We start from the raw sequence: 22566 nt of genomic DNA, 5'->3' as shown, positions 1-22566 counted from the left end.
CGCGCTAATATGCCGCGATCAGCATATGCCGGTCAAGGCATATATCCAGGCCGACACGCACATGTCAGGGGGTGGCGGCGTGCCAGGACTCGCGGGCGTCGATCAGCTCGGACAGGTGCCTCCGGGACCACTCGCAGCCGGCGTTCATGGGCTCGATGAGGCTGCGGCCGAGGTCGGTGAGCGTGTACTCGACGCGCGGCGGGATCTCGGCGTAGGCGGCGCGGGTGAGCAGGCCGTCGCGTTCCATGGCGCGCAGGGACTCGGTGAGCACCTTCGGGGTGATGCCGCGCAGGGTGGTCTGGAGCTCCGTGAAGCGCCGCGGCGCCGACTCCAGGCAGCGGATGATCTTCGCGGTCCACTTGTCGCCGATGCGGATGGGCGCGGCGACCGGCGGGCATCCGGCGAACATGTCGGGATCAAGCGGCTGGGACATCCCGACATCGTAGGTAACTATCGTTGCGGAAAGCGATGGGTCGCCCTCTACCGTCTGCGGGGTACGGCCGTCCGGCCGTCGTAGGTACACGGATCTGGGGTGGCGATGAGCTCGATCGTGGTGTTCGGGGCCGGTGGGCGAGCCGGGAGACGAGTGGTCGCGGAGGCCGCCGAGCGCGGGCTTGAGGTGACGGCCGTGGTGCGGGACCCCGGCAAATATGGCGATTTGTCGGGCGAGAGAGTGCGCGTGGTCGCCGGGGACGTCACCGACGCCGCCGGCGTGGCGGAGGTCGCGGCGGGCCACGACGCGGCGGTGCAGGTGACGGCGCGGCTGGACGTGCCGTCGGCGGAGTTCTACACCGCGGCGGCCCGCGCCCTCACCGGCGGGCTGGCGCGAGCGGGGGTGCCGCGGCTGGTGGCGCTCGGCATCGGCACCCTGCTGGAGGTCTCCCCCGGGGTCCGGCTCGCCGACACACCCGGCTTCCCGGCCGACGCGCGGGCGTTCTCGCTGGGGCACGCGGCGGAGCTGGAGGTGTTCGAGGAGGCGGAGCTCGACTGGGTGGTGCTCGCGCCGCCGCCCGTCATGCTCGACGCCGAGGCGGCCAGGACGGGGCGGTACCGGATCGGGGGCGGGCAGGTGCCGTCGTCCGCCGAGGGGGATCCGGCCTTCTCCTACGCCGATCTGGCGGTGGCGGTGGTGGACGAGGCCGTCCGCCCCGGGCACCACCGCTGCCAGGTCGCCGTGTCGTACTGAACCGTTGTCGCACTGAACCGTTGTCGTACTGAACCGTTGTCGCACTGAAGGGTGACGTACTGAAGGGTGACGTGCCGGTCAGGTGTCCTTGGGCAGGGTGGCCAGCAGGGCGATGAGGGCGGCGGCCGGGATGAGGGCCCACAGGAGGACGCCGGGGACCGCCGCGGCGATCGCCTCCGGGGGCCCGCCGCCCGCCGCCCGGCCGGCCAGCGCCACGCCCGCGGCCATGCCGAGCCCGCGCGCCGACACCACGGCCGAGGTGACGGCGGCGAGGTCGGCCGGACCGGCGGCGTTCTGGGCGACGGTGAGCAGGTTCTGCATGATGAGGCCGAAGCCGGCGGCGAGCACCACCATTCCCGCCGCCACGTACGCGTACGGGCTGTCCGGTCCCGCCCGGCCGAGCAGCAGCAGACCGGGGACGATCAGGACCGCCCCGGCCAGCAGGAACCTGCGGAACCTGCCGTTCACGAGGGCACCCGCGACGGCGGAGACGACGATGAAGGTGACGAAGTACGGGGTGCCCGCCAGCCCCGCCTGGGTCGCGTTGAGGTCGAAGGCGACCTGGAGGTAGGTGGGCATGAACACGAGCGACCCGTACAGCAGGCCGCCCAGGAGCACCGTGGCCGGGAACACCGCCCGCGCCACCCGGCCCTCGAACAGCCGGGGCGGGATGATCGGGGCGGCGGCCCGCCGCTCCCGCCACCAGAACGCCGCCGGCAGCGCCACGGCCAGGATGATCAGCCCCGGCGCGGCCGGCCACTCGGTGACCAGCATCAGGCTCACCGCGGCGGCGGCCAGCAGGGCCGCCCCGGGAAGGTCCAGCCGGGGATCGGCCGCCGTGCCGGGCAGCCGCAGCGAGGAGGCGACCAGCAGGATCGACAGCAGGCCGATCGGCACGTTCACGAAGAAGATCCACCGCCAGCCCGCCGCGTCGGTGAGTACTCCGCCGACCAGCGGGCCGCCCACGCTGGCCAGGGCGAACACGGCTCCCACCGCCCCCTGTACCCGGGCCCGCAACCGCTCGGGATACAGCTCGGCCAGGGCGATGGCTGGCACCGCGAACAGGGCACCCGCGCCGATGCCCTGCAGGGCGCGGGCGGCGATGAGCTGCGGCAGGGTCTGGGCGAGCCCGCACAGCGCGGACGCGGCCGTGAAGGCGATGACGGCTGCGAGGTAGACCTCGCGCCGGCCGTAGCGGTCGCTCAGCCTGCCGTAGAGGGTGGCGGTGGCGGTGGAGGCGAGCACGTACGCGGTCACGATCCAGCCGATCGGGCCGCCGGCCCCCAGGTCGCGCGCGATGTCGCGCAGCGCGACGGCCACCACCGTCTGGTCGAGCACGGACATGAGCACGCCCAGCACCAGCCCCGTCGTCGCGAGCGGGACGTTGGACGCCGTTCTGACGCTCATGGGCGGACCAGGCCGGCGAGACCGAAGTCCGCGGCGAGCAGGTCCTGGTCGAGCGCGCCCGCCGCGATGGTGCCGCTCGCCGCGGCGGCGATCACCGCCGCGAACGGCATCGGCACGCTCGCCCGGCGCGCCATGTCGCCGGCCGCCCACACGCCGGGCACGCTCGTACGGCCGAAGTCGTCGACCTCCACCAGCCCGTCGGGCAGCAGGGCGCAGCCCAGGTCCCCGGCGATCGGCGAGCGCTGGGACAGGGTCGTCCTGACGAACACCGCCCGCGCCGGCTCCGGCGGGCCACCCTCGAACACGATCTGATCGAGCCTCCTCTCCTTCCCTTCCAGGCGGGTGATGGGCTCACAGCGCACGGGGATCGCCCTGGCCGCCAGCAGGGCGCGGTCCGCCTCGGCCGGGCGGGCGCCGTCGCCGCACAGCGTCACGCCGGGGGTGAAGCGGCTGAGGTGCAGCGCCAGGCGTACCCGATCGGGGCTCGCGCCGATCACGGCGACGCGGCTGCCGGTGAGCTCGTATCCGTGGCAATAGGGGCAGTGGAACGCCGCTCGGCCCCACAACGCGCGCACACCCGAGATGTCCGGCAGTTCGTCGGCCAGGCCGGTGGCCAGCAGCAGCCTGCGGGACTCCCGCCCGTGGACGGTGAAGGCACCCGTGGAGCTGCGCGCCACCGTCGTTACCGGCCCGTCCTGAATATCTACGGACTTGTACGGCTTGAGCGCCTCGCGTCCGATGCGGCGCAGCTCGGCCGGCGGGGTGCCTTCGAGGCCGAGAAGGTTGTGCACCGCCTCCGCCGCTGCGTTGCGGGGCTCCCCCGCGTCCAGCAGCAGCACGGACCGGTGCGCCCGGCCCAGCATCAGTGCCGCCGACAATCCGGCGGGGCCGCCGCCGATGACGATCGCGTCTCGCATGTCGTTCTCCCTGGTCGTCCTTGACACCGGGAACAACTCTGCAAGTTAATGTGAACATGAAGTCAAGCCCGGAGATGACCATCGGAGAGCTGGCCGGCCGGTTCGGCCTGGCCACGCACGTGCTGCGGCATTGGGAGGCGATGGGTCTCATCGCGCCGGCGCGGCGGGCCAACGGGCGGCGGCGGTACACCGAGGATCAGGTGTCGCGGGTGACGATGATCGTCCGGGGCAAGGCCGGCGGGCTCGGGCTGGAGCAGTTGCGGGAGATGTTCGACGCGCCCGCGGCCGGGGATCGGCGGGAGCTGCTGCGGCGGCACCGGGCCGAGCTGGAGTGGCGGATCCGGCAGGCGGAGCTGTCCAAGACGCTGGTCGAGCACGCGCTGGAGTGCTCGGCGCCGGACTTCACGCTGTGCCCCAACTTCCAGCGCATGTGCGCCGACGACCCGGTGATCGGGATCCCGCCGGCGGACGGCGAACGCCCGGCCGTGGTGGCCGGGCGTTCGGGTGGTGCTAGTGGTGGCGGCGGCCGCCGACGACCTTGACCCAGTCCCTGCCCTCCGCGGGGGACAGCCACCGGGCGCCCTCGAAGACGGCGCGCCAGGTGCCGGACGTGCGGGCGCGCACCTTCGTGGCGAAGGAGCCCGAGCCGCTGGTCTTGATGGTGTCCACGTACTCCCACCGGTGGCCGCCGTCAGGCTGGAAGAGGATCGTGATCCGCTTCCAGCCGAGACGGTGCCAGTTCTCCCGGTCCTTGCAGTAGTCGGCGTTGTGCACCGAGACGAGGCCACTGATGTAGTCCTCGTCGCACTGCACGGACAGCTTGCCCGACAACGTGATGGGCCGGCCACGCCAGGCGGGCTCAGGGCTCGCGTCGAACTGCAGGCTGGTGTAGCCCGCGGTATCGGGGTCCAGGCCCGGGTCGTCCGCGAGGGCGGGCGAAGCAGCCGTGGCCACGATCGTGGCGCCCAGGGCAGCGGCCGCCAGACCGGCGGCGAGACGTCGCATTCTCAATGGAAATTCCTTCCCCGTTTGTTACCGCCCCAACTCGGGGCACGTCAACCAATGACGCGTAAGGGTAAGGAATAGTTGCGACATTGTTGATCACAATTCCGCAACAACGATTTTGCGACGTTCCCTAATTCAATTATTGATTAGGTGCTTTGTAGGGATTTTGATACGTCTGTTGCGTAATGTCCTGTTCCTGGGTAGCGGATGCGCCAGTAGCCGCCCGTACGGTCCGGCACCGTGCTCATGAACGCCCCCGCCGCGTCGGTCGTCGCCAGCGCCACGCGTTCCCACGTCGCGGTGGGATCGGCGCGCCACAGGACTTCCAGCGGCTGCTTGGCGAACGGGCCGTAGTCGGTGAGGCCGCGCGGGTCGATCCTGGTCAGCGAGCCGCGCAGGCGTACGCCCGCCGCGGACTTCTCCGCGCGTACGGAGGAGAGCCTGCTCTCCCGCCTGAACTGGAACGACGCGTATTCGGTGACCGTCGTCCCGCCCTGGCCCCTGGCGGTGGCGGTGATCGTCCAGGTGCCCGTGGGATAGAAGCGGTTCAGTCTCTTGTCGGGCAGGAAGCGCCAGGTCTCCCATCCGCCGCTCATGCGGGCCGCCCCGGCCGCCGGGGCCACCATCTGGCGCCAGACGAGCCTCGGTGACACGGCGGGCGGCACGACGGCACCGGGGCGCGCGTCACCGGCGGAGACCGCGGCGGGCGGTGCGGGAGCGGCGTTCGGCTCCGGCCGCATCGGAGCGACGGCGGCCGGCGCCTCCTGGACCGGTCCCTGCTGGACTGCCTCGGGCCAGGCGGGCCCTTGCTGAACGGGCGCGGGCCGGGCGGGCCCCTGCTGCGTTTCGGGCCGGGCCGGGCCCTGCTGAAGTTCGGGCCAGGCGGGCCCCTGCTGGACGGGCTCGGGCCGCGCGGGCTGGTGCTGGATCGGCATCTGCTGGACGGGCTGGGGTTGGGCATGTATGGGCTGATCGGGCGCCGGTTGGGCCGGCGCCGGCTGAGCGGGGGCGGGGCGTACCGGCACCGGCTGGGGCCTGCCGATCGGTGCGGGCAACGGTCGTGGCGCGTCGAGCACGGGCGGCTTGCTGATGAGGAGCGGCGCCGGCGGGGCGCCCGGTTCGACCTTGACGGTGACGCCGTCCTTGCCGCTCGCCCCCTTGGCGATCACATCGATCACCAGGCGGACGGAGCCGAGCGCCCCGACCACGGGATGGGCCGGGCGCACGGTGATGGCGCGGATGACAGGCTCGGTCGCCGCGGCGGACGCTGGTATGGAGAGCGACCCCGCCGCGAGCGAGACGAGCAGAAGACTTCTGGTCATGATCGAGACGGTAGGAACCATCCGGTAATGACCAGGACCCCGACACACGCCACGTATGGCAAAGCCGGGATCAACCGGAGTAGAGGCTTTCGATGACGTCGGCGTACTTCGCGTGGATGATCCGCCTCTTGAGCTTGAGGCTCGGGGTCAGCTCCTCGGTCTCGGCGGTCCACTCGGTGCCGAGCAGCGCCCACTTCTTCACCTGCTGCACCCGGGCCAGCTTGGCGTTCGCCGCCTCGACCGCGGCGCCCACCTCCTTGAGCACGTCGGAGTGCCCGGCCAGCTCGGCGAGCGAGGCGAAGGTGATGCCGCGCGCCTGCGCCCAGCCCGGCGCCACCTCGGCGTCGAGCGTCAGCACGGCCACCGGGTGCGGCCGGTTGTCGCCGTAGGCGAGCGCCTGGCCGATGAGCATGTGCTCCTTGAGGTGGTTCTCGATCTCGGCCGGGGAGATGTTCTCGCCGCCGGCGGTGATGATGAGCTCCTTCTTGCGGTCCACGACGCGGTAGAAGCCGTCCTCGTCGACCGAGCCGATGTCGCCGGTGTGCAGCCAGCCATCGGCGTCGACGAGCTCGGCGGTGGCCTCGGGCCGGTTGAGGTAGCCGCCGGTGTCGAGCGGGCTGCGGGTGAGGATCTCGCCGTCCTCGGCCAGGCGGACCTCGACGCCGGGCTCGGCCCTGCCGACGGTGCCGAGGCGATAGCAGGCGGGGCTGTTGCCGGTGAAGGCGCCGGTCGTCTCCGTCATGCCGTACACGTCGATGACCTTGAGCCCGAGCCCGGCGTAGAAGCGCTGCACCTCGCCCGCGAGCGGCGCGGCGCCGGTGGCCGTCCACTGGGCGCGGTCGAAGCCGATCATGCCGCGGATGATCGACAGGAGCGAGGCGTCGGCCTTCTCGTAGGCGGCCTCGATCTCCGGGGTGATCGTGCCGCCGTACTGGCCGGCCTCGACGTAGGCGGCGCCGGCCGCCATGGCCTGGCGGACGGCCTCCTGCTGCTCCGCGGGCTGGGTGGCGAGGACGGCGAGCAGCCGGGCCATCATCTTCTCCCACACGCGTGGCACGCCGAAGAACATCATCGGCCTGACCTGCCCGAGCGTCGCCCCGAGGTTGGCCAGGTCGGTGCAGAAGTGCACGTGGGAGACCTTGACCAGGGGCAGGTAGAGGCTGAGGATGCGCTCGGCGATGTGCGCGTAGGTGAGGTAGGAGATCTGCGTGCCCCGGACCGGCAAGGTCGTGAGACGGTCGGTGGCGGCGACCTCGTACAAGACGTTCTTGTGGGTGAGGGGGACGCCCTTGGGCATGCCGGTGGTGCCCGAGGTGTACAGGACGGTGACCACGTCGCCGGCGGTGACGGCGGCCGAGCGGGCCTCGACCTCGGCCGCATCGGCGGCCAGCCGGGCGCGCCCGAGGGCGAGGAAGTCCTCCCAGGCCAGGTAGCGGTCGTTCCCGGCGGGGGCGCCGTCCAGCATGATGATCTTGCGCAGGCCGTCGAGGCGGTCGAGCACCGGCTGCCAGCGGGCCAGCTCGGCCGGGCCGCCGAGCACCGCGTATCTGGCGGACACGTCGCCGGCGACGAACGCGATCTGGTCGGGCGCGAACGTCGAGTAAACCGTGCAGCCGACCCCGCCCGCGTGCACGGCGCCGAGGTCGGCGAGCACGTGCTCGCTGCGGTTGACCATCATGAGGGTCACGGCCTCACCGGGTTCGAGCCCGAGGGCGACGAACCCGGCCGCGATCTCCAAGACACGCTGCCTGGCCTGCGCGTAGGTCAGCGTGCGCCAGCCGTCGCCCTCCGGGTCGGAGTAGGCGGGCGCATCCGGATGCTCCTCGGCCGCCTGTCTGAGCTGGTCGCAGATGGTATGGCCGGCGATCTGCCGCTCGATCTCGGCCCGGACCTCGAGGACTTCGGCCATGGCGCCCGCCTCCAGTCAGTATTCACTTGCATGAATGGGATGCATCGCACCACACCGGCGGGACAGCGGCAAGACCTACGAAGGAAAGATCCGTGTCCGTGACGTAGGGTGATCACCTGAACGCGTTACGTGCCATCGGGGGGCTCCACATGACAGGCGGCAGGACGTTCTTCGGGCACCCCTGGGGCCTGGCCACGCTGTTCTGCACGGAGATGTGGGAGCGCTTCAGCTGGTACGGCCTGCGCGCGATCCTGGCCACCTTCATGGCGGCCTCGCCGGCGCAGCAGGGCCTGGGCATGCCCCAGGAGACGGCGCAGGCGGTCGTCGGCGTCTACGGCGCGCTGATCTATCTGGTCGCGCTGCCGGGCGGCTGGGTCGCGGACCGGATCCTGGGCGCGCACAGGTCGGTGTTCTGGGGCGGGTTCGTCATCATGCTGGGGCACATCAGCATGGCGATCCCGGTGACGTCGCCGGTCTTCGTCTGGCTCGGGCTGCTGCTGATCATCGTGGGCACCGGCCTGCTCAAGCCGAACATCTCCGTCATGGTCGGCCGGCTCTACCCGGAGGCCGACGACGGGCGCAGGGACGCCGGGTTCTCGCTGTTCTACCTGGGCATCAACCTGGGCGCCTTCTTCGCGCCCCTCGTGGTCGGCTGGCTGGCCACCGGCGGGCGCTGGCACCTGGGCTTCAGCGCCGCGGCCGTCGGCATGGCGCTCGGCCTCATCCAGTACGTCTGGGGCGGCCGGCACCTGCGCGGCATCGGCGAGCGCCCGGGACTGCGCCTGTCCCCCGCCGAGCGCCGCCGCTTCGGCCGCCTGTCCGCCCTCGGCGTGGCGGTGGTCGTGATCGCGCTGGCCGTGTGGGCGGCGACCGGCACGTTCAGCGTCGACCGGTTCACCGTGGTGCTCACGGTCGTCATCCTGATCGTGCCCATCGTGTACTTCACCTACATCCTGCGCGGCAGCCACAACCTGACCGAGGACGAGCGGATCCGGATGAAGGCCTACATCTGGCTCTTCGTGGCCGCCGCCATCTTCTGGATGATCTACGACCTGGCGCCGAGCAAGCTGCTGTTCTTCGCCGCCGACCACACCGAGTTGTCGCTGTTCGGCATCCCGATCCAGGCGGCCACGACGCAGTCGTTCAACCCGCTGTTCATCATGATCTTCGTGCCGGTGTTCGCGGTGCTCTGGGTGCGGCTGGGGACGCGGGTGAGCACGCCGCAGAAGTTCGGCTTCGCGCTGGTCATGGTGGGGCTGAGCTTCGTGGTCATGGCCCTGGTGGCGTCGCTGGCGCAGAGCGGGAAGGTGTCGGTGCTCTGGCTGGCGCTGGTCTACCTGATCCAGGTGTTCGGGGAGTTGTCGCTGAGCCCGGTCGGGTTGTCGGTGACGACGAAGCTGGCGCCCGAGGCGTTCAAGGGCCAGATGCTCGGGATCTGGTTCATCGCGGTGTCGGTGGGCGACGCGGTCGGCGGGCAGACGGGGCGGCTCGGCCGGGTGTTGTCGGAGCCGGCGTACTACCTCGTGCTGGCCCTGATGGCGATCGTGGCGGGGGTGGCGCTGTTCATGTTCACCCGGCGGCTCCGGGTGATGATGGCCGAGCATCACGTCGCGGCGGACATGCGGTAGACATTCCGACGTGTCCGAAATTCTCGACCTGGCCGGCATCTTCGTCTTCGCGCTGTCGGGGGCGCTCATGGGCGTGCGCAAGCAACTCGACGTGGTCGGGATGGGGGTGCTGGCCGAGATGACCGCCCTCGGCGGCGGCGTCGTGCGGGACCTGATCCTGAACGTGCGGCCCATCGCCTTCCAGAGCCTGGGCTACGTGCTGGTGCCGGTGGCGGCGACGGCGATCGTGTTCTTCTGGCACGGGCACGTGGCCCGGCTGATGCCGGCCATCCTGGTGCTGGACGCGGCCGGGCTGGGGCTGTTCTGCGCGGTGGGCACGGAGAAGGCCCTGGAGTACGGGCTCAATCCGCTGCACGCGGCGCTGCTGGGCGTCACGACCGCGGTGGGCGGAGGCATGCTGCGCGACGTGCTGGCCGGGGAGATCCCCACACTCCTGTACGACCGGCAGCTCTACGCGCTGCCCGCGCTGCTCGGGTCGGCCGTGATGGCCGGGCTGTGGTGGAACGGGTGGCACGGCTGGCCGGCGACGCTGGCGGCGGCGGTGCTGGCGTTCGGCTTCCGGCTGGCGGCGATGCGGCGCAACTGGCGCGCGCCGCTCGCCCGGGGCGTCACCGACTGACGGGGTGCCGCTGACGGGTGCCGCTGACCGGCCGCCGCGACGGGCCGTCGCTGACGAGGCACCCGCCGACCGGGCGGCGGCGGGTCGGGGGTCACACCATCGCGCTGAGTGAGTCGGCGGGGCGCCGGCCGCCGAGAGGGCCCCGGTCGCGGGCGGCGCGCAGGCGGAGGACCGCGTCCGTCACGATCTGGGGCGGCAGCGTGAACGGCACGCGCACGTAACCCTCCAAGGTGCCCTCCAGGCCGAACCAGGGGCCGGGCGCGAGGCGCACGCCGTGGCTGGCCGCCGCCTCGGCGAGCGGGGTGGCGGCGGCGCCGTTCAGCCGGACCCAGAGCGTGCCCCCGCCGCGCGGCACCGTGAACGTCCACTCCGGCAGATGCTCGCGCAACCCCGCCACCAGCGCGTCGCGGGAGGCGCGCAGCGTGCGGCGGCGCTCGGCCCGCGTCTCCTCCAGCCGGTCGAACAGCCGCGCCACCACCAGTTGCTCCAGCACCGGGCTGGCGATGTCGACGGCCGCGCGGTGCGTGGCCAGGCGGCGGGCCAGCGCGGCGGTGGTGCGGATCCAGCCGATGCGCAACCCGCCCCACCACAACTTGGAGGCCGAGCCGACGCTGATCACCCGGTTGTCGGTGTCGAACACCCCCATGGGCGCCGTCCGCGGCACCTCGTCCAGCGCCAGCTCCATCCAGGTCTCGTCGATGAGCAGCGGCGTGTCCGCGCGCCGGGCCGCGCTCGCGACGGCGGCGCGGGTGTCGTCGTCCATGAGGGCGCCCGTCGGATTCTGGAAGTCGGGCATGAGGTAGGCCAGGCGGGCCCCGGACTGGCGCATGGCCCCGCTCACCAGGTCGGCCTGCCAGCCCTCGTGCGAGATCCCGACCGGGACGATCCGGGCGCCGCGCCGGCGGGCCGCGTCGATGACGTGCGGGTACGTCGGCGACTCCACCAGCACCGGGTCACCCGCGCCGACGAGCAGCCCGACGATGAGCTGGATGGCGTGCTGGGAGCCGGTGGTGACGACGATCTGCTCCGGCCGGGTGGCCAGGCCCCTGGCCGTGTAGCGGGCGGCGACGCGCTCCCTGAGCACCGGCAGGCCCACCGGGTCGTAGCCGTTGCCCATGCCGTACCTGGGCAGGTCCTCGACCGCCTCCATCATCGCCTCCCGCAGGAGCGAGGGGGCGGGCGGGGCCGCGGCGTGCAGCGGGATCAGGCCGTCGGCGTCGGTGCCGAGCCACGGGTTGTCGGCCGTCGTGGCGGGGTCGGGCAGGGCCGTCCAGCTGCCCGAGCCCTGGCGGCTCTCCAGGTAGCCGCGCTCGCGCAGCAGGTCGTAGGCGGAGGTGACCGTGGTGCGGCTGACCTCGAGGGTCTCGGCGAGGTGGCGTTCGGCGGGCAGGCGTACGCGTACCGGGATCTGGCCGTCCATGATCAGGGCGCGGACGCCGTCGGCGAGCGCGCGGTAGTAGGGGCGGGCGCCCCGGTCGACCTGGACCAGCCGGGCCACCTGAGCCGCCGAGAGATGCCTCATAAGGCCACTTTTCGCCATTGGCTCTGTTTTGGCAAGCCGGAAAGATGCCACTCTAGGACCATTATGAGTGAAACAACCGTCCCCCGTCCCCGGCTGGCTTCCTTCCCCGCCCGTCTCGCGCGCCTGTACGGCGGGCTGGCGCTGTACGGCGCCGGCATCGGGCTCCTGGTGGAGTCCGGGCTGGGCAACAATCCCTGGGACGCCTTCCACCAGGGCGTGGCCATCAGGGCGGGCCTGTCGATCGGCACGATCATCATCCTGGTCGGCGCCTCGGTGATGCTGCTGTGGATCCCGCTGAAGCAGCGGCCCGGCATCGGCACCGTCAGCAACGTGATCTTCCTGGGACTCTTCGCCGACGCCGCGATCTTCCTGCTGCCCACGCCGTCACAGCTCCCCTTCCAGGCCCTGTACCTCCTGCTCGGCGTCCCCGCCGTCGCCCTGGCCACCGTCCTGTACATCGGCGCCGGGATGGGCCCGGGGCCGCGCGACGGCATCATGACGGGCCTGATGCGGCTCGGCCTGTCCGTGCGGCTGGGCCGCTTCCTCATCGAGATCAGCGTGCTGGCCCTGGGCTGGCTGCTCGGCGGCACCGTGGGCGTGGGGACCCTGGTGTTCGCGCTCGCGATCGGGCCGTTGACGCAGCTCTTCAGCCGATGGTTCCCTCTGATGTGATCCCGCGGCCGGATCGGGCATGACGCGACATGATCGGATCCGGCCGCGGGATCGCCCCCGCGCCGAGTAGCGTCTAGGCATGCGGATCGAGGATTATGCGCTGATCGGAGACATGCAGTCGGCGGCGCTCGTGGCCAGGGACGGCTCGATCGACTGGCTCTGCCTGCCGAGGTTCGACTCCCCCGCGTGTTTCGCGGCGCTGCTGGGCAGCGAGCGCAACGGGCACTGGTGGCTGGGGCCGACCGGCCGCAAGCCCGCCACGAGACGGCGCTACCGGCCCGACACGCTCATCCTGGAGAGCGAGTGGGACACACCGACGGGCACCGTCCGGGTGACCGACTTCATGCCGCCCCGCGACCGCAACCCCGACGTCGTCCGGATCGTGGAGGGCGTCTCCGGCAGCGTGGAGGTCTCCACGCAGCTCAGGGTGCGCTTCGACTACGGGCGCATCGTGCCGTGGGTGCGGCGTAGCAACGGCCACCTGCAGGCCATCGGCGGCCCCGACTCGGTGTGGCTGCACTCCCCCGTGCCGCTGAAGGGCGGCGACTACGCCCACCGGGCCACCTTCACCGTCAACGAAGGCGACCGGCTGCCGTTCGTGTTCACCTGGCATCCCTCGCACGAGCCGATGCCGCGGCAGATCGACTCGGGCGACCAGCTCCGCGAGACCGAGGCGATGTGGGCGGAGTGGGTGAGCAGGTGCACCTACGACGGGCCCTACCGCGAGGCCGTGGTGCGCTCGCTCATCACGCTGAAGGGCCTCACCTACGCGCCGACCGGCGGCATCGTGGCCGCGCCGACCACGTCCCTGCCCGAGGACCTGGGCGGGGTGCGCAACTGGGACTACCGGTTCTGCTGGCTGCGGGACGCGACGATGACGCTCGACGCGCTCATCTCCTCCGGCTATCTGGAGGAGGCCTCCGACTGGCGCTCGTGGTTGTTGCGGGCGATCGCCGGGCGGCCCCAGGACCTGCAGATCATGTACGGCGTCGCGGGCGAACGGCGCCTGCCCGAGTTGCGGCTCGACTGGCTCGACGGCTACGAGGACTCGCGGCCCGTCCGCATCGGCAACGAGGCCGTCAAGCAGTTGCAGCTCGACGTGTACGGCGAGGTGATGAACTGCCTGTACGTGGCGCGGACCCGCGGCCTGGGCCCCGACGACCGCGCCTGGGCCATCCAGCGGCAGCTCCTCGACTACGTGGAGGACCACTGGGACGAGCCGGACGAGGGGTTGTGGGAGGTGCGCGGCCCCCGGCGGCACTTCGTGCACTCCAAGCTGATGTGCTGGGCGGCGCTCGACCGGGCCGTCAAGTACGTCGAGCGGTTCGACCGCACCGGGCCCGTGGCGAAATGGCGGACGCTGCGTGACACCGTCCACGCGGAGATCTGCGACAAGGGGTTCGACGCGCAGCGCAACACCTTCACGCAGTCGTACGGGTCGTCGGAGCTGGACGCGTCGCTGCTGATGATCCCCGTCGTGGGCTTCCTGCCCGTCGACGACCCCCGGGTGACGGGGACGGTGGCGGCGATCGAGAAGGAGCTCATGTCGGACGGGTTCGTGCTGCGTTATCCGCTGGCCGACGACAACGACGTGGACGGGCTGCCCGGCGGTGAGGGCGCCTTCCTGGCCTGCAGTTTCTGGCTGGTGGAGGTGATGGCGATGCAGGGGCGGAAGGACGAGGCCAAGGAGTTGTTCGAGCGGTTGCTGGCGCTGCGCAACGACGTGGGGCTGCTGGCCGAGGAGTACGACTCGCGCTACGGCCGCCTGGTGGGGAACTTCCCGCAGGCCTTCAGCCACGTGCCACTGATCCACGCCGCCCGCGCCCTGTCGTGACGCTTCGCCGGGTCAAGGTGCTCACCTATGAACATCCTTGATCTGCCGGGCACGCGCCGATCTCATGGCGTTCATGTCCGATTCACCCGTCCATGACGGCCGCGTAGGAGAAGTCCTGGCTGCCGACGTGGGTGCGGCTGTAGTACCCCGGCCAGAAGTCGGTGAGCCGCCCGGCGCGGACACGCTCGTGCTGACGGGCGGCCACGTCCGGCCCGTCTGGCAGGACGGCCTGATGACCCTGATCACCATGCCCGCCGCCGGCGGGCGCGTCGCCCCCGCCGAGGTGGCGAACCCGACCCCCTGCTGCGCCGACCACTGAGCACCGGCGCCGGGGCTCACACCCCGGGGCCGGTCAGGCGGCGCTCGCCGGCCGTGGTGAGGACGAAGACCTGCCAGTTGTAGTAGACGTAGTAGTTTCTGGTGTCCCGCTTGATCTGGCGGGCGTGCAGCAGGATGGCGTCGACGTAGGCCTGGGACGGGTTGTAGGCGTGCAGCGCCCGCTGGTAGTCGCGCGGGGCGCCGGTGGCGCGCAGGTAGTTGGCCGCCGCCATGACCGCGTCCTTCGGGTCCTGGATGTCGCCGCCCAGGCCGTACGCCTTCCAGGTCGCGGGCATGAACTGCATGGGCCCCTGGGCCCCCGCGTGACTGGCCGAGCGCACCCTGCCGAACTTGGTCTCCGCGAACATGACCGCCGCCAGCACCTCCCATTCGACCCCGAACCGGCGCTCGGCCTTCTTGAAGTGGCCGAGGAGCTCGGCGGCCGGGCGAGGAGCCTGGACCTTGAACACGGCGGTGGGCTTGATGGGGCGGGCCAGGGCGAGCAACTCGCGGATGGCCGCCGTGTTGTCCTTGGCCTGGGCGGCGAGGGCGGACGGCAGCCGGGCGAAGGCGCGGGCGGCGACCTTGGGATGGCGGGCGGCGTAGCGGTAGAGGCGCTGGTGATACAGGGCCAGGCGCTCGACGTCCGCGGGCGGGGCGCCCTTCTTGGACCAGGCGTCGACGGCGTCGTGCAGGGCGGCGGTGGTCCGCTTCAGGGCGGCCGCCAGGCCGGCGGCGTCGCCGGGGATCGCGGTGTCGGGGGCGGGGAGCGTCCGGCCCGGGGGCGCCGTCGTCACGGCAGGGGTGGCGGCGGGGGACGGCGCCGCCTGGGGTGCGCCGGCGGCGGGTGGCACGACGCCGCAGGCCGGCACGGCGATGAGGGCCGCGACCGCCGCCGCGGTGAGGATGCGATGTCTCAGGCGTTCCTCCATGGAGGGCCAACCTACCGTCCAGGGATCATCTCCGCAGGACCACGATCACAGCCGGGCGGTGCGGCCCTACAGCCGCACCTCGCGCAGGCGGGCCGAGGCGTCCCCGGTGATGGGGTCGCCGTGGCCGACGCAGACGAGGGACAGGTCGAGCTCCGCCAGCCGCCGGAACGAGCCCGCCGCCGCCTGCCGGTCGGCGTTGAAGACCCCGAGCATCGTCATGCCGCCGACGTTGGCGATGGTGTCGCCCGCGAACAGCAGGCCGTGGGCGGGCAGGTGGACGGCGATGCTGCCGTCGGTGTGGCCGGGGATGGCCAGGACGCGGGCGCCGCCGCCGAAGTCGAGCTCGTCGCCGTCGGCCAGCTCGCGGTCCACCCGGACGGGCCGGGGCTGCGGCATCGGCGGCAGGCTCTCGAACAGCTCCCGCTCCCAGGCGGGCAGGGTGGCGAGGTCGGGCAGTTGCTCGGCCCGCTCCCCGCGCAGCACCGGCGCGTCGGGGGCGCCCGCCATGACCTGCGCCGTGCCCGCGTCGATCTCGGCCAGGCCGCCCCAGTGGTCGGTGTGCCCGTGGGTGACGACGACGTGGCGCAGGTGGCCGAGGGTCAGCCCCAGGCTCTCGACGGCGGCCGTCAGCGCGGGGCCCGTGCCGGGCTCACCGGCGTCGAGGAGGGTGAGCGCGTCGTGCTCGCGCCACAGGTAGGCCTGCCCCACGCCGAAGCGGAGCAAGTGCAGGGAGGGAAGCAGCTCCACCATCTCCATGTGCGGCAACTTACGGCACGGCCGTCGCAAGGACGAGAGCCGTTCGCTGCGGGCGCAGGGACGCGGCCGACCCGGCTGCACCGTGCGGCCGTTCGCCGCGGGCGCGGGGACGCGGCCGGCCGGCTGCGCCGTGCGTGCCCGGCTCGGGCCCTGGCTGAGGCCGAGCCGGGCACGCGGTCCACCGCCTACGTGGTGCGCAGCCGTTCGATCAGGGCCTGGGCGTCGCGCACCAGCGCGCCCCGCACCGCCGCGTCGCGGACGTTGCCCCGCTTCTCGGCGATCTTCACGAACCGCTTGAGCGCGTCGATCGCGAGCGCGGGCCTGCCCCGCTTCTCGTGCCGCTCGGCCTGGTCGAGCTGGTCGGCCAGCTCACGGGCGGCCTTGGACGTCACCGACCCCGCCGCCTTGAACCGCGCGAGCAGCGCCCGCACGTCGGCGTAGGAGGTCGTGGTCGAGAACGTCACGGTCCCGGTCGTGACCCGGCCCGCCTGGTCGGTCGCGGTGCCGGTGAAGACGTGCTGCCCCAGCGCCAGCGTCCAGAGCTGGAGCGGCGCCCCGGACGTGACCGCCGTGCCGTCGATCTTCGCCGTGACGGAGGCGACGCCCGAGACGGCGTCGGCCGCCGAGACGACGGGGGTGATCGAGGCCGAGTCGCCGTAGGCCCTGGCCTCCACCCCGCTCGCCGACACCACCGGATCCGTCTTGTCGATCTTGACGGTGAGCGTGCCGGCGGACACGTTGCCGCCGTTGTCGGTGGCGCGGTAGCGGACCTCCCTGGCGCCCTCGGTGGTGAACGTGACCGGGTTGTTCGCGTTCAGCCAGGTGACGCCGCCGTCGAGCGAGTACTGACGGCTGGCCACCGTCCCGTTGTCGGTGGCGGTGACGGTGAGCGTGACGTCGCCGGTGTACCAGCCGTTCGCGCCGTCCGGCTGGGCCGGGTTGAGCACCGCCGTCACGACCGGCGGGCTGGTGTCGCCCACGCCGCCGCCCTGGAAGGTGAACGCGTCCACCTCCACGCCGCCGGTCGAGGTGACGTACAGGCGGCCCGTGCCGGCCGGGGCGCCGGCCAGCGCGGTGGTGACCGTCTGCCAGCCCTCTCCCGGCGGCACCGTCACCGTGGCGAACGGCTCGGCCGCCGGCGACGACCAGCGCAGCGAGAGCGTCCCGGCGCCGGAGGCCCTGGTCTGCACGCCGGTGATGCCGGCGAAGTTCACCGGGTCGTAGGCGAGCCAGTCCCCGGCGTCGAAGGAGGTCACCTTGAACTTGCCGGACGCGCTGTCGTCGGGCGCGTCCGTCACGCCGCTGGTCGCGTCGGCGTGCTCGGCCTGCGTCAGCTTCGGGTTCAGCAGCAGCGTGGCCTCGCCGAGCGCGCCCGGGATGCCGTTGGCGCCGTTGTCGCGGTAGGTGACGACCACCACGCCGTAGATGTTCTCCGTCTCACCGTGCTCCGGCGCGCTCGCCGGGGTCGGCCACGCGCCCGCGCAGCCCGTTCCGGTGGTCTCCGGGTGGGCGTGCGTGTCGTGGCCGAGGCCGAACGTCCACTGCACCCGCGAGCACACCGGCGTGTCGCCGTCCTCGGCGTCGGACACCCCGATCGTGAACGGCACCCCGTTCCCCCAGTCGAAGAACCCGCCGTTGGGCGGGGTCTTGATGGTCACCACGGGCGCGGTGTTGCCGACGGTGATCTCGGCCGAGGTGAGCCCCGCCCGGCCACCGGCGTCGGTCACGCGCAGCCGCGCGACGTACTGCCCCAGCTCGGTGTAGGTGTGGGTGGCCGTCGCCCCGGTGGCGTCGAAGGAGCCGTCGCCGTCGAAGTCCCACTCGTACGTCAGCGTCCCCGGCTCGGTGTCCGTCGATGACGTGCCGTCGAAGGCGACGGTCAGCGGCGCCGAACTGCTCGAGGTCGGGTCCGCGACCATCCTGGCCTGCGGCGTCTTGTTGCCCGGCGTGTAATCGATCCGGTAGAGACCGGCGTCGGGATTGGCGCGGAAGAACCCGTCGCCGTACTCCAGCACGTACAGGGACCCGTCCGGCCCGAACTCGATGTCCATCGGGCTGTCGGTGATGGGCTGGGCGGCGCCGCGCAGCGCGCTGTTGGGCAGGAAGTGCTCGATCGCGGTGACCGGCCCGTCCGGGTAGGTCAGCGTGAACGCCGCCAGGTAGTCCTGCGAGAACTCCGCGAAGAACGCCTTGCCGTCCCAGTACGCCGGCAGCTTGGCCGGCGCGGGGTTGTCCGGGTCGTAGTGGTAGATCGGCCCGCCCATCGGCCCCTGGCCGCCCTGCGGGTCGAAGTCGACGAGCCCGGCCCACGCGGCGGGCTGGTGGGTGTTGTTGTCGCCGTAGTACAGGTCGGCGGGCACGGCGGGCGGAAGCTGCTCGATGCCGGTGTTCCAGCGCGAGGTGTTCAGCGGCCCGGCCGCGCAGTCGAACCACTCCCCCGGCTGGGCGGTCGCGAAGTCCCAGTCGTTGTAGTTGAAGTCGTCGCCCGTGCAGTACGGCCAGCCGCTGTTCATCGGCTTGACCAGCGGGGTGATGTTCCACTCGACGTAGCCGAGCGGGCCGCGCTGGGGGTCGCCGGTGCCGGCGTCCGGCCCGTAGTCGGCCCATGACAGGGTGCCGGTCTCGGCGTCCACGTCCATCCGGAACGGGTTCCGCACGCCGGTCACGAAGATCTCCGGCCGGGTGCCCGCCGTTCCGGGCGGGAACAGGTTGCCGGCCGGCACCGTGTACGAGCCGTCGGCGGCCACGTTGATCCGCAGGATCTTGCCGCGCAGGTCGTTGCTGTTGCCCGCGCCGCGCCGCGAGTCGAAGCCGGGGTTCATGCCGGGGGCGTCGTTGTTGGGCGCGAACCCGTTGGCCCCGGGCGTGCTCGCCGGTGTGTTGTCGCCGGTGGCGAGGTAGAGGTTGCCGGCGGCGTCCCAGTCGAGGTCGCCCGCGACGTGGCAGCACTGGCCGCGCTGCGTCTCGACCTTGATGATGACCTGCTCGGTGGACAGGTCCAGCGCGCTGCCCGTCCACGTGAAGCGGGAGAGCTGGTTGTAGCCCTTCCACTGGTTCCAGTACGTCTCGTCGGCCCCGGCGGGCAGCGAGTTCGGCGCGGACCCGGCCGGGGTCGTCGCCGGGTACGGCGCCGACATGGTCCTGGGCGCGTAGTAGAGGTAGATCCAGTGGTTCTCGGTGAACGCCGGGTCCAGCGAGATCGTCTGCAGGCCGTCCTCGGAGTTGGCGTAGACGGGCAGGGTGTTGATGATCTTCGTGACGCCGGAGGCGGGATCGGTCAGCCGGATGTCGCCGTTGCGGGCGGTGTGCAGGACCCGCCGGTCCGGCAGGACGGCCAGATCGATCGGCTCACCCACGTTCTTCGTCAGGGTGATCTTCTCGTAGCTCGACCACTCGGTGGCCGGATCGTGCGCTCGCGCGGGTAAGGCGACCGCGGTGACGGCCACGAAGACCGCCAGCGCAGTGAGGGTACGCTGCATGGTGATGCTGCTCCTAGGACGAGGAGTGTCAGTGCCCGGGCCGCCACGCCCGCCGCGGCAACGGCAGGGATCGCGTGGCGGTCCGGCCTTGCCTCAGCCGCGCAGGGCGGCCATGTTGCGGTAGCTCAGCTCGGCGTAGCTCAGCGACTGCGCCGGGTCCGCGCCGGGCGCGTTGTCCTGCTCGTACATCGGGTTGTGCCACTCCCTGGCCCGCAGCCTGGAGAAGAAGCGGGCGTAGTCGATGTCGCCGGTGCCGAACGGCACCATGTCGTAGCCGTTCCCGCCGGCCGGGTTGGACGTCCCGTCCTTGGCGTGGAAGAGCGGGAACCGGTGCTCCCTGGCCCGCACGGTGGCGAGCGGGTCGAAGACGTCCGTCCGCTGCGAGCCGTCGGGCGCGGTGTAGACGCGGTGCTTGAACTGGGCCACGTGCGCCCAGAAGATGTCCATCTCGAAGTGCACGCGCCTGGGGTCGCTGATCCGGAAGAAGTACTCCAGCTTGCGGATGCCCGAGGAGCGCGTCGGCCTGCCCTGCTCGTCGAGGGGGCCGCTGTCGAGCAGGAAGGCGTAGGCCGCGTCGTGGTTGTGGGTGTAGAGCTTGATCCCGGCGTCGCAGGCGATCGAGCCGAGCTGGTTCCACTTCTCGGCCGCGACGTCCCAGTCCGCCTTGTACGCGCTGCCCGTCGGGTCGGCGCCGGTGCCCATGTGGCCCAGCCCGAGGATGTTCGCGATCTCCAGCACCTGCTTGAACCGGTCGGTGTCCTCGGGCGTCAGCGGCCACGACGCCGGGATGAACCCGTGGTTGCCCTCGGCCTCCAGCCCGTTGTCGTCGAGCCAGCGGCGCAGCAGCCGGGCGCCGTCGACGCTCTCCAGGTTCGCGCCGCCCTCGGCGTTGGCGTGCTGCCGGTAGCCGGCGAACTCGACCTGCTTGTAGCCGATCCGGGCGAGCGCCTCCAGCACGCGGCGGAAGCCCGACGGCAACTCCGTGGCCAGCGGGTCGCGCGAGATCGCGTCGCGCACGGTGTAGAGGATGATGCCGCGCTTGTCCCGCGGGATCAGCGCCCGGTGGGAGGCCGCCTGCGCGGGCTGGGCGAGCGTGACGGCCGCGGCGATGCCGGTGGTGGCGGCGAGCAGCCGGCGGCGGCTCAGCCCCAGCGCCCGGCGGAGCGTCTCACCCCGGGCCCGCTCCTGCTGGACCAGCTCCTCACGGTCGTGCGAGACGCGGTCGTGCGAGAGGCGGTCCTGCGAGAGGCGGTCCTGCGAGAGGCGGTCCTGCGAGAGGCAGTCCTGCGAGAGGCGGTCGTCCGGGGCACGGGCGTCCGGGACGCGGTCGTGTGCGGCGTGGTTCTCCGGGGGGCGGGCAGGATCTTCGTGGGCATGCCGATGGCGGGCATGGGGATGGCTCACGCGCGATTCCCTTCCTTGAGGGACGCGTGCGCCGACCACGTCGCTGCTGATCTCGCCCCGGGATCCGCGAGCATGCCACCGCCGCGGAGCTTGAGACGATCACCATTGTTACTACGCCGTCGTGACGGGGTCAATGGTGCTCAACCGGCGACCGCCCGGTCGATGGCGTCCGGCGCGAGCACGTGCTCGACCACCATGACGGCCGCGCCTATGACGCCCGCCCGGTCCCCCAGCTCGCTGGCCCTGATGCCGAGATGCTGTGTGGCCAGCGGAAGCGACCGGCTGTAGATCGTCTCCCGCACCCCCGCCAGCACCTGCTCGCCCGCCTCGGCGATGTCCCCGCCGATCACGATGACCGATGGGTTGAAGAAGTTCACGATCGAGGCCATCACGGCGCCGACCTCCCGGCCGGCCTGACGGACGAGCCGGGTGGCGCGCAGGTCGCCGGCGCGCATCAGCGCCACCACGTCCCTGCCGCCCCTGGCCTCGATCCCGGCCGCGCACAGGGCCGCCGCCATGGACGCGCCGCCGGCCACCGCCTCCAGGCAGCCGGCGTTGCCGCACCGGCACGGCGCCTCGGCGCCGGCGACCCGGATGTGCCCGACGTCCCCGGCGGCCCCCTGCGCGCCGCGGTGCAGTTTGCGGCCCGAGATGATGCCGCAGCCGATGCCGGTGCCGATCTTGATGAAGATGAGGTGGTCGACCGAGGGCCGGGCGGCCCAGTGCTCGCCGACCGCCATGATGTTGACGTCGTTGTCGACCAGCACGGGGGCTCCGAGCCGCGCGCCCAGCCACTCGGGCACGGCGAAGCCGTCCCAGCCGGGCATGATCGGCGGGTTCACCGGCCGCCCCGACCCGTGCTCGACCGGCCCCGGCAGGCCGACGCCGACCCCGCACACCTGCCCGGGATCTCGCCCGCCGTCTTCCAGGAGCTCCTGGAAGACGGCGGCGACCGCGCCGAGCGTGCGCTCGGGCCCCGCGTCGATGGGCAGCTCCACGGCCCGCTCGGCGAGCACGGTCATGCCGAGGTCGGTGACGGCCAGGCGGGCGTGGGTGGCGCCCAGGTCGGCGGCGAGGACCACCCGGGCTCCGCCGTTGAACGCGAACATCGCCGCGGGCCGTCCCCCGGAGGAGATCGAGTCGTCGCCGGCCACCACCCACTGCCGGCCGATCAGCCCGTCGAGCCGCTGCGACACGGTGGATCTGGACAGCCCGGTGAGCTCCGCCAGCTCCCCGCGGGTCCTGGCCCGCCCGTCCCGGAGGATCGACAGCAGGGCGCCCGCCCCCGTGCTGGTGTGGCCGTTGGGTCCTGGCATACCTGCCAGCTTACTTCGAATATCAACTGACTTATGTTGACAATAATTGAAAGTCGGATCTATCGTCCCGAAATATGCGGGACATATGCGGTCAACAACCCTCATATCCGGGGGTTGTCCGGCGATTCCCGAGCCCCGGCCCGGGACCACTGTTCGACGTCTGAGCTGTCCGTCCCTCTGGAGGATTCGGTCCGGCCCTCACCCGCCGTCGCGCCGAGACGCGGGCCCCCTGGGATGCCATCCGGCCCGGGTCCTCCCCGCGGCGGGCTGCCTTTCGATCGGTTGCCCGCCGTTCCGCGATCCGCCGGCCGGCCGGCGGGCGGCGAAGGGCGCGCCGGGC

General features: G+C 72.1%; 19 protein-coding genes. 7 read left to right on the top strand and 12 right to left on the bottom strand.

The window, feature by feature from the left end:
• Window positions 1-64: 64 nt before the first annotated feature.
• A complete protein-coding gene (locus ACWD0F_RS12265; RefSeq protein WP_449874576.1) occupies window positions 65-433 on the bottom strand; it encodes a winged helix-turn-helix transcriptional regulator in 369 nt (122 codons plus the stop codon).
• 105 nt (window positions 434-538) lie between these two features.
• Here ACWD0F_RS12265 and ACWD0F_RS12260 point away from each other — a divergent pair, with 105 nt between their 5' ends.
• The gene (locus ACWD0F_RS12260) at window positions 539-1186 is read left to right on the top strand and encodes an NAD(P)-dependent oxidoreductase (protein ID WP_449874574.1); all 648 of its coding nucleotides are present in this window, start codon (window positions 539-541) and stop codon (window positions 1184-1186) included.
• Between the two features lie 78 nt (window positions 1187-1264).
• On the opposite strand, the gene ACWD0F_RS12255 is transcribed toward ACWD0F_RS12260, so the two are convergent.
• The gene (locus tag ACWD0F_RS12255; RefSeq protein WP_449874572.1) at window positions 1265-2593 is read right to left on the bottom strand and encodes an MFS transporter; all 1329 of its coding nucleotides are present in this window, start codon (window positions 2591-2593) and stop codon (window positions 1265-1267) included.
• On the bottom strand, window positions 2590-3510 hold the full coding sequence (locus ACWD0F_RS12250) for an NAD(P)/FAD-dependent oxidoreductase (protein ID WP_449874571.1): 921 nt from the start codon (window positions 3508-3510) through the stop codon (window positions 2590-2592). The genes ACWD0F_RS12255 and ACWD0F_RS12250 overlap by 4 nt, the downstream gene beginning before the upstream one ends.
• A 56-nt stretch (window positions 3511-3566) precedes the next feature.
• On the opposite strand from ACWD0F_RS12250, the gene ACWD0F_RS12245 reads away from it, so the two are divergent.
• Window positions 3567-4052, top strand: a complete 486-nt coding sequence (locus ACWD0F_RS12245) for a MerR family transcriptional regulator (RefSeq protein ID WP_449874569.1) — start codon at window positions 3567-3569, stop codon at window positions 4050-4052.
• On the opposite strand, the gene ACWD0F_RS12240 is transcribed toward ACWD0F_RS12245, so the two are convergent.
• From ACWD0F_RS12240 to ACWD0F_RS12230, 3 genes are all read right to left on the bottom strand, one after another.
• Window positions 4021-4521, bottom strand: a complete 501-nt coding sequence (locus ACWD0F_RS12240; RefSeq protein WP_449874567.1) for a hypothetical protein — start codon at window positions 4519-4521, stop codon at window positions 4021-4023. The genes ACWD0F_RS12245 and ACWD0F_RS12240 overlap by 32 nt on opposite strands.
• Before the next feature lie 140 nt (window positions 4522-4661).
• Window positions 4662-5837 carry a hypothetical protein gene (locus ACWD0F_RS12235; protein WP_449874565.1) on the bottom strand — a complete coding sequence of 392 codons (1176 nt, stop codon included), beginning with the start codon at window positions 5835-5837 and terminating at the stop codon, window positions 4662-4664.
• A gap of 70 nt (window positions 5838-5907) precedes the next feature.
• The gene (locus tag ACWD0F_RS12230; RefSeq protein WP_449874563.1) at window positions 5908-7746 is read right to left on the bottom strand and encodes an AMP-dependent synthetase/ligase; all 1839 of its coding nucleotides are present in this window, start codon (window positions 7744-7746) and stop codon (window positions 5908-5910) included.
• 149 nt (window positions 7747-7895) lie between these two features.
• Between ACWD0F_RS12230 and ACWD0F_RS12225 the strand changes: the two genes are divergently transcribed.
• Both ACWD0F_RS12225 and ACWD0F_RS12220 read left to right on the top strand, forming a co-directional pair.
• Window positions 7896-9374, top strand: a complete 1479-nt coding sequence (locus tag ACWD0F_RS12225) for a peptide MFS transporter (RefSeq protein WP_449874561.1) — start codon at window positions 7896-7898, stop codon at window positions 9372-9374.
• Window positions 9375-9384: 10 nt separating this feature from the next.
• On the top strand, window positions 9385-9993 hold the full coding sequence (locus tag ACWD0F_RS12220; RefSeq protein ID WP_449874559.1) for a trimeric intracellular cation channel family protein: 609 nt from the start codon (window positions 9385-9387) through the stop codon (window positions 9991-9993).
• 91 nt (window positions 9994-10084) lie between these two features.
• On the opposite strand, the gene yczR is transcribed toward ACWD0F_RS12220, so the two are convergent.
• A complete protein-coding gene (yczR, locus tag ACWD0F_RS12215) occupies window positions 10085-11515 on the bottom strand; it encodes a MocR-like transcription factor YczR (RefSeq protein ID WP_449874557.1) in 1431 nt (476 codons plus the stop codon).
• 63 nt (window positions 11516-11578) lie between these two features.
• On the opposite strand from yczR, the gene yczE reads away from it, so the two are divergent.
• The 3 genes from yczE to ACWD0F_RS12200 all read left to right on the top strand — a co-directional run bounded on the left by yczE (window position 11579) and on the right by ACWD0F_RS12200 (window position 14340).
• Window positions 11579-12187 carry a membrane protein YczE gene (yczE, locus tag ACWD0F_RS12210; RefSeq protein WP_449874555.1) on the top strand — a complete coding sequence of 203 codons (609 nt, stop codon included), beginning with the start codon at window positions 11579-11581 and terminating at the stop codon, window positions 12185-12187.
• A 79-nt stretch (window positions 12188-12266) separates the two neighbouring features.
• Window positions 12267-14021, top strand: coding sequence for a glycoside hydrolase family 15 protein (locus tag ACWD0F_RS12205; RefSeq protein WP_449874553.1), 1755 nt, complete (start codon window positions 12267-12269; stop codon window positions 14019-14021).
• Between the two features lie 73 nt (window positions 14022-14094).
• Window positions 14095-14340 (top strand): hypothetical protein, encoded by a 246-nt coding sequence (locus ACWD0F_RS12200; RefSeq protein ID WP_449874551.1) that lies wholly within the window; start codon window positions 14095-14097, stop codon window positions 14338-14340.
• A gap of 16 nt (window positions 14341-14356) precedes the next feature.
• Here ACWD0F_RS12200 and ACWD0F_RS12195 read toward each other — a convergent pair whose 3' ends face one another.
• The 5 genes from ACWD0F_RS12195 to ACWD0F_RS12175 all read right to left on the bottom strand — a co-directional run bounded on the left by ACWD0F_RS12195 (window position 14357) and on the right by ACWD0F_RS12175 (window position 22226).
• On the bottom strand, window positions 14357-15271 hold the full coding sequence (locus ACWD0F_RS12195; protein ID WP_449874549.1) for a lytic murein transglycosylase: 915 nt from the start codon (window positions 15269-15271) through the stop codon (window positions 14357-14359).
• Window positions 15272-15337: 66 nt separating this feature from the next.
• Entirely contained in the window at window positions 15338-16027 is a 690-nt protein-coding gene (locus ACWD0F_RS12190) for an MBL fold metallo-hydrolase (protein WP_449874547.1), read from the bottom strand.
• A 185-nt stretch (window positions 16028-16212) separates the two neighbouring features.
• A complete protein-coding gene (locus tag ACWD0F_RS12185) occupies window positions 16213-19506 on the bottom strand; it encodes a PQQ-dependent sugar dehydrogenase (RefSeq protein WP_449874545.1) in 3294 nt (1097 codons plus the stop codon).
• Window positions 19507-19599: 93 nt separating this feature from the next.
• A complete protein-coding gene (locus tag ACWD0F_RS12180) occupies window positions 19600-20910 on the bottom strand; it encodes a sugar phosphate isomerase/epimerase family protein (protein ID WP_449874543.1) in 1311 nt (436 codons plus the stop codon).
• A gap of 140 nt (window positions 20911-21050) precedes the next feature.
• The gene (locus ACWD0F_RS12175; RefSeq protein WP_449874541.1) at window positions 21051-22226 is read right to left on the bottom strand and encodes an ROK family protein; all 1176 of its coding nucleotides are present in this window, start codon (window positions 22224-22226) and stop codon (window positions 21051-21053) included.
• Window positions 22227-22566 lie beyond the last annotated feature (340 nt).

It is taken from the genome of Nonomuraea sp. NPDC002799 (genome assembly GCF_053592075.1).
This window is presented reverse-complemented; position numbering and strand designations above follow the sequence as displayed.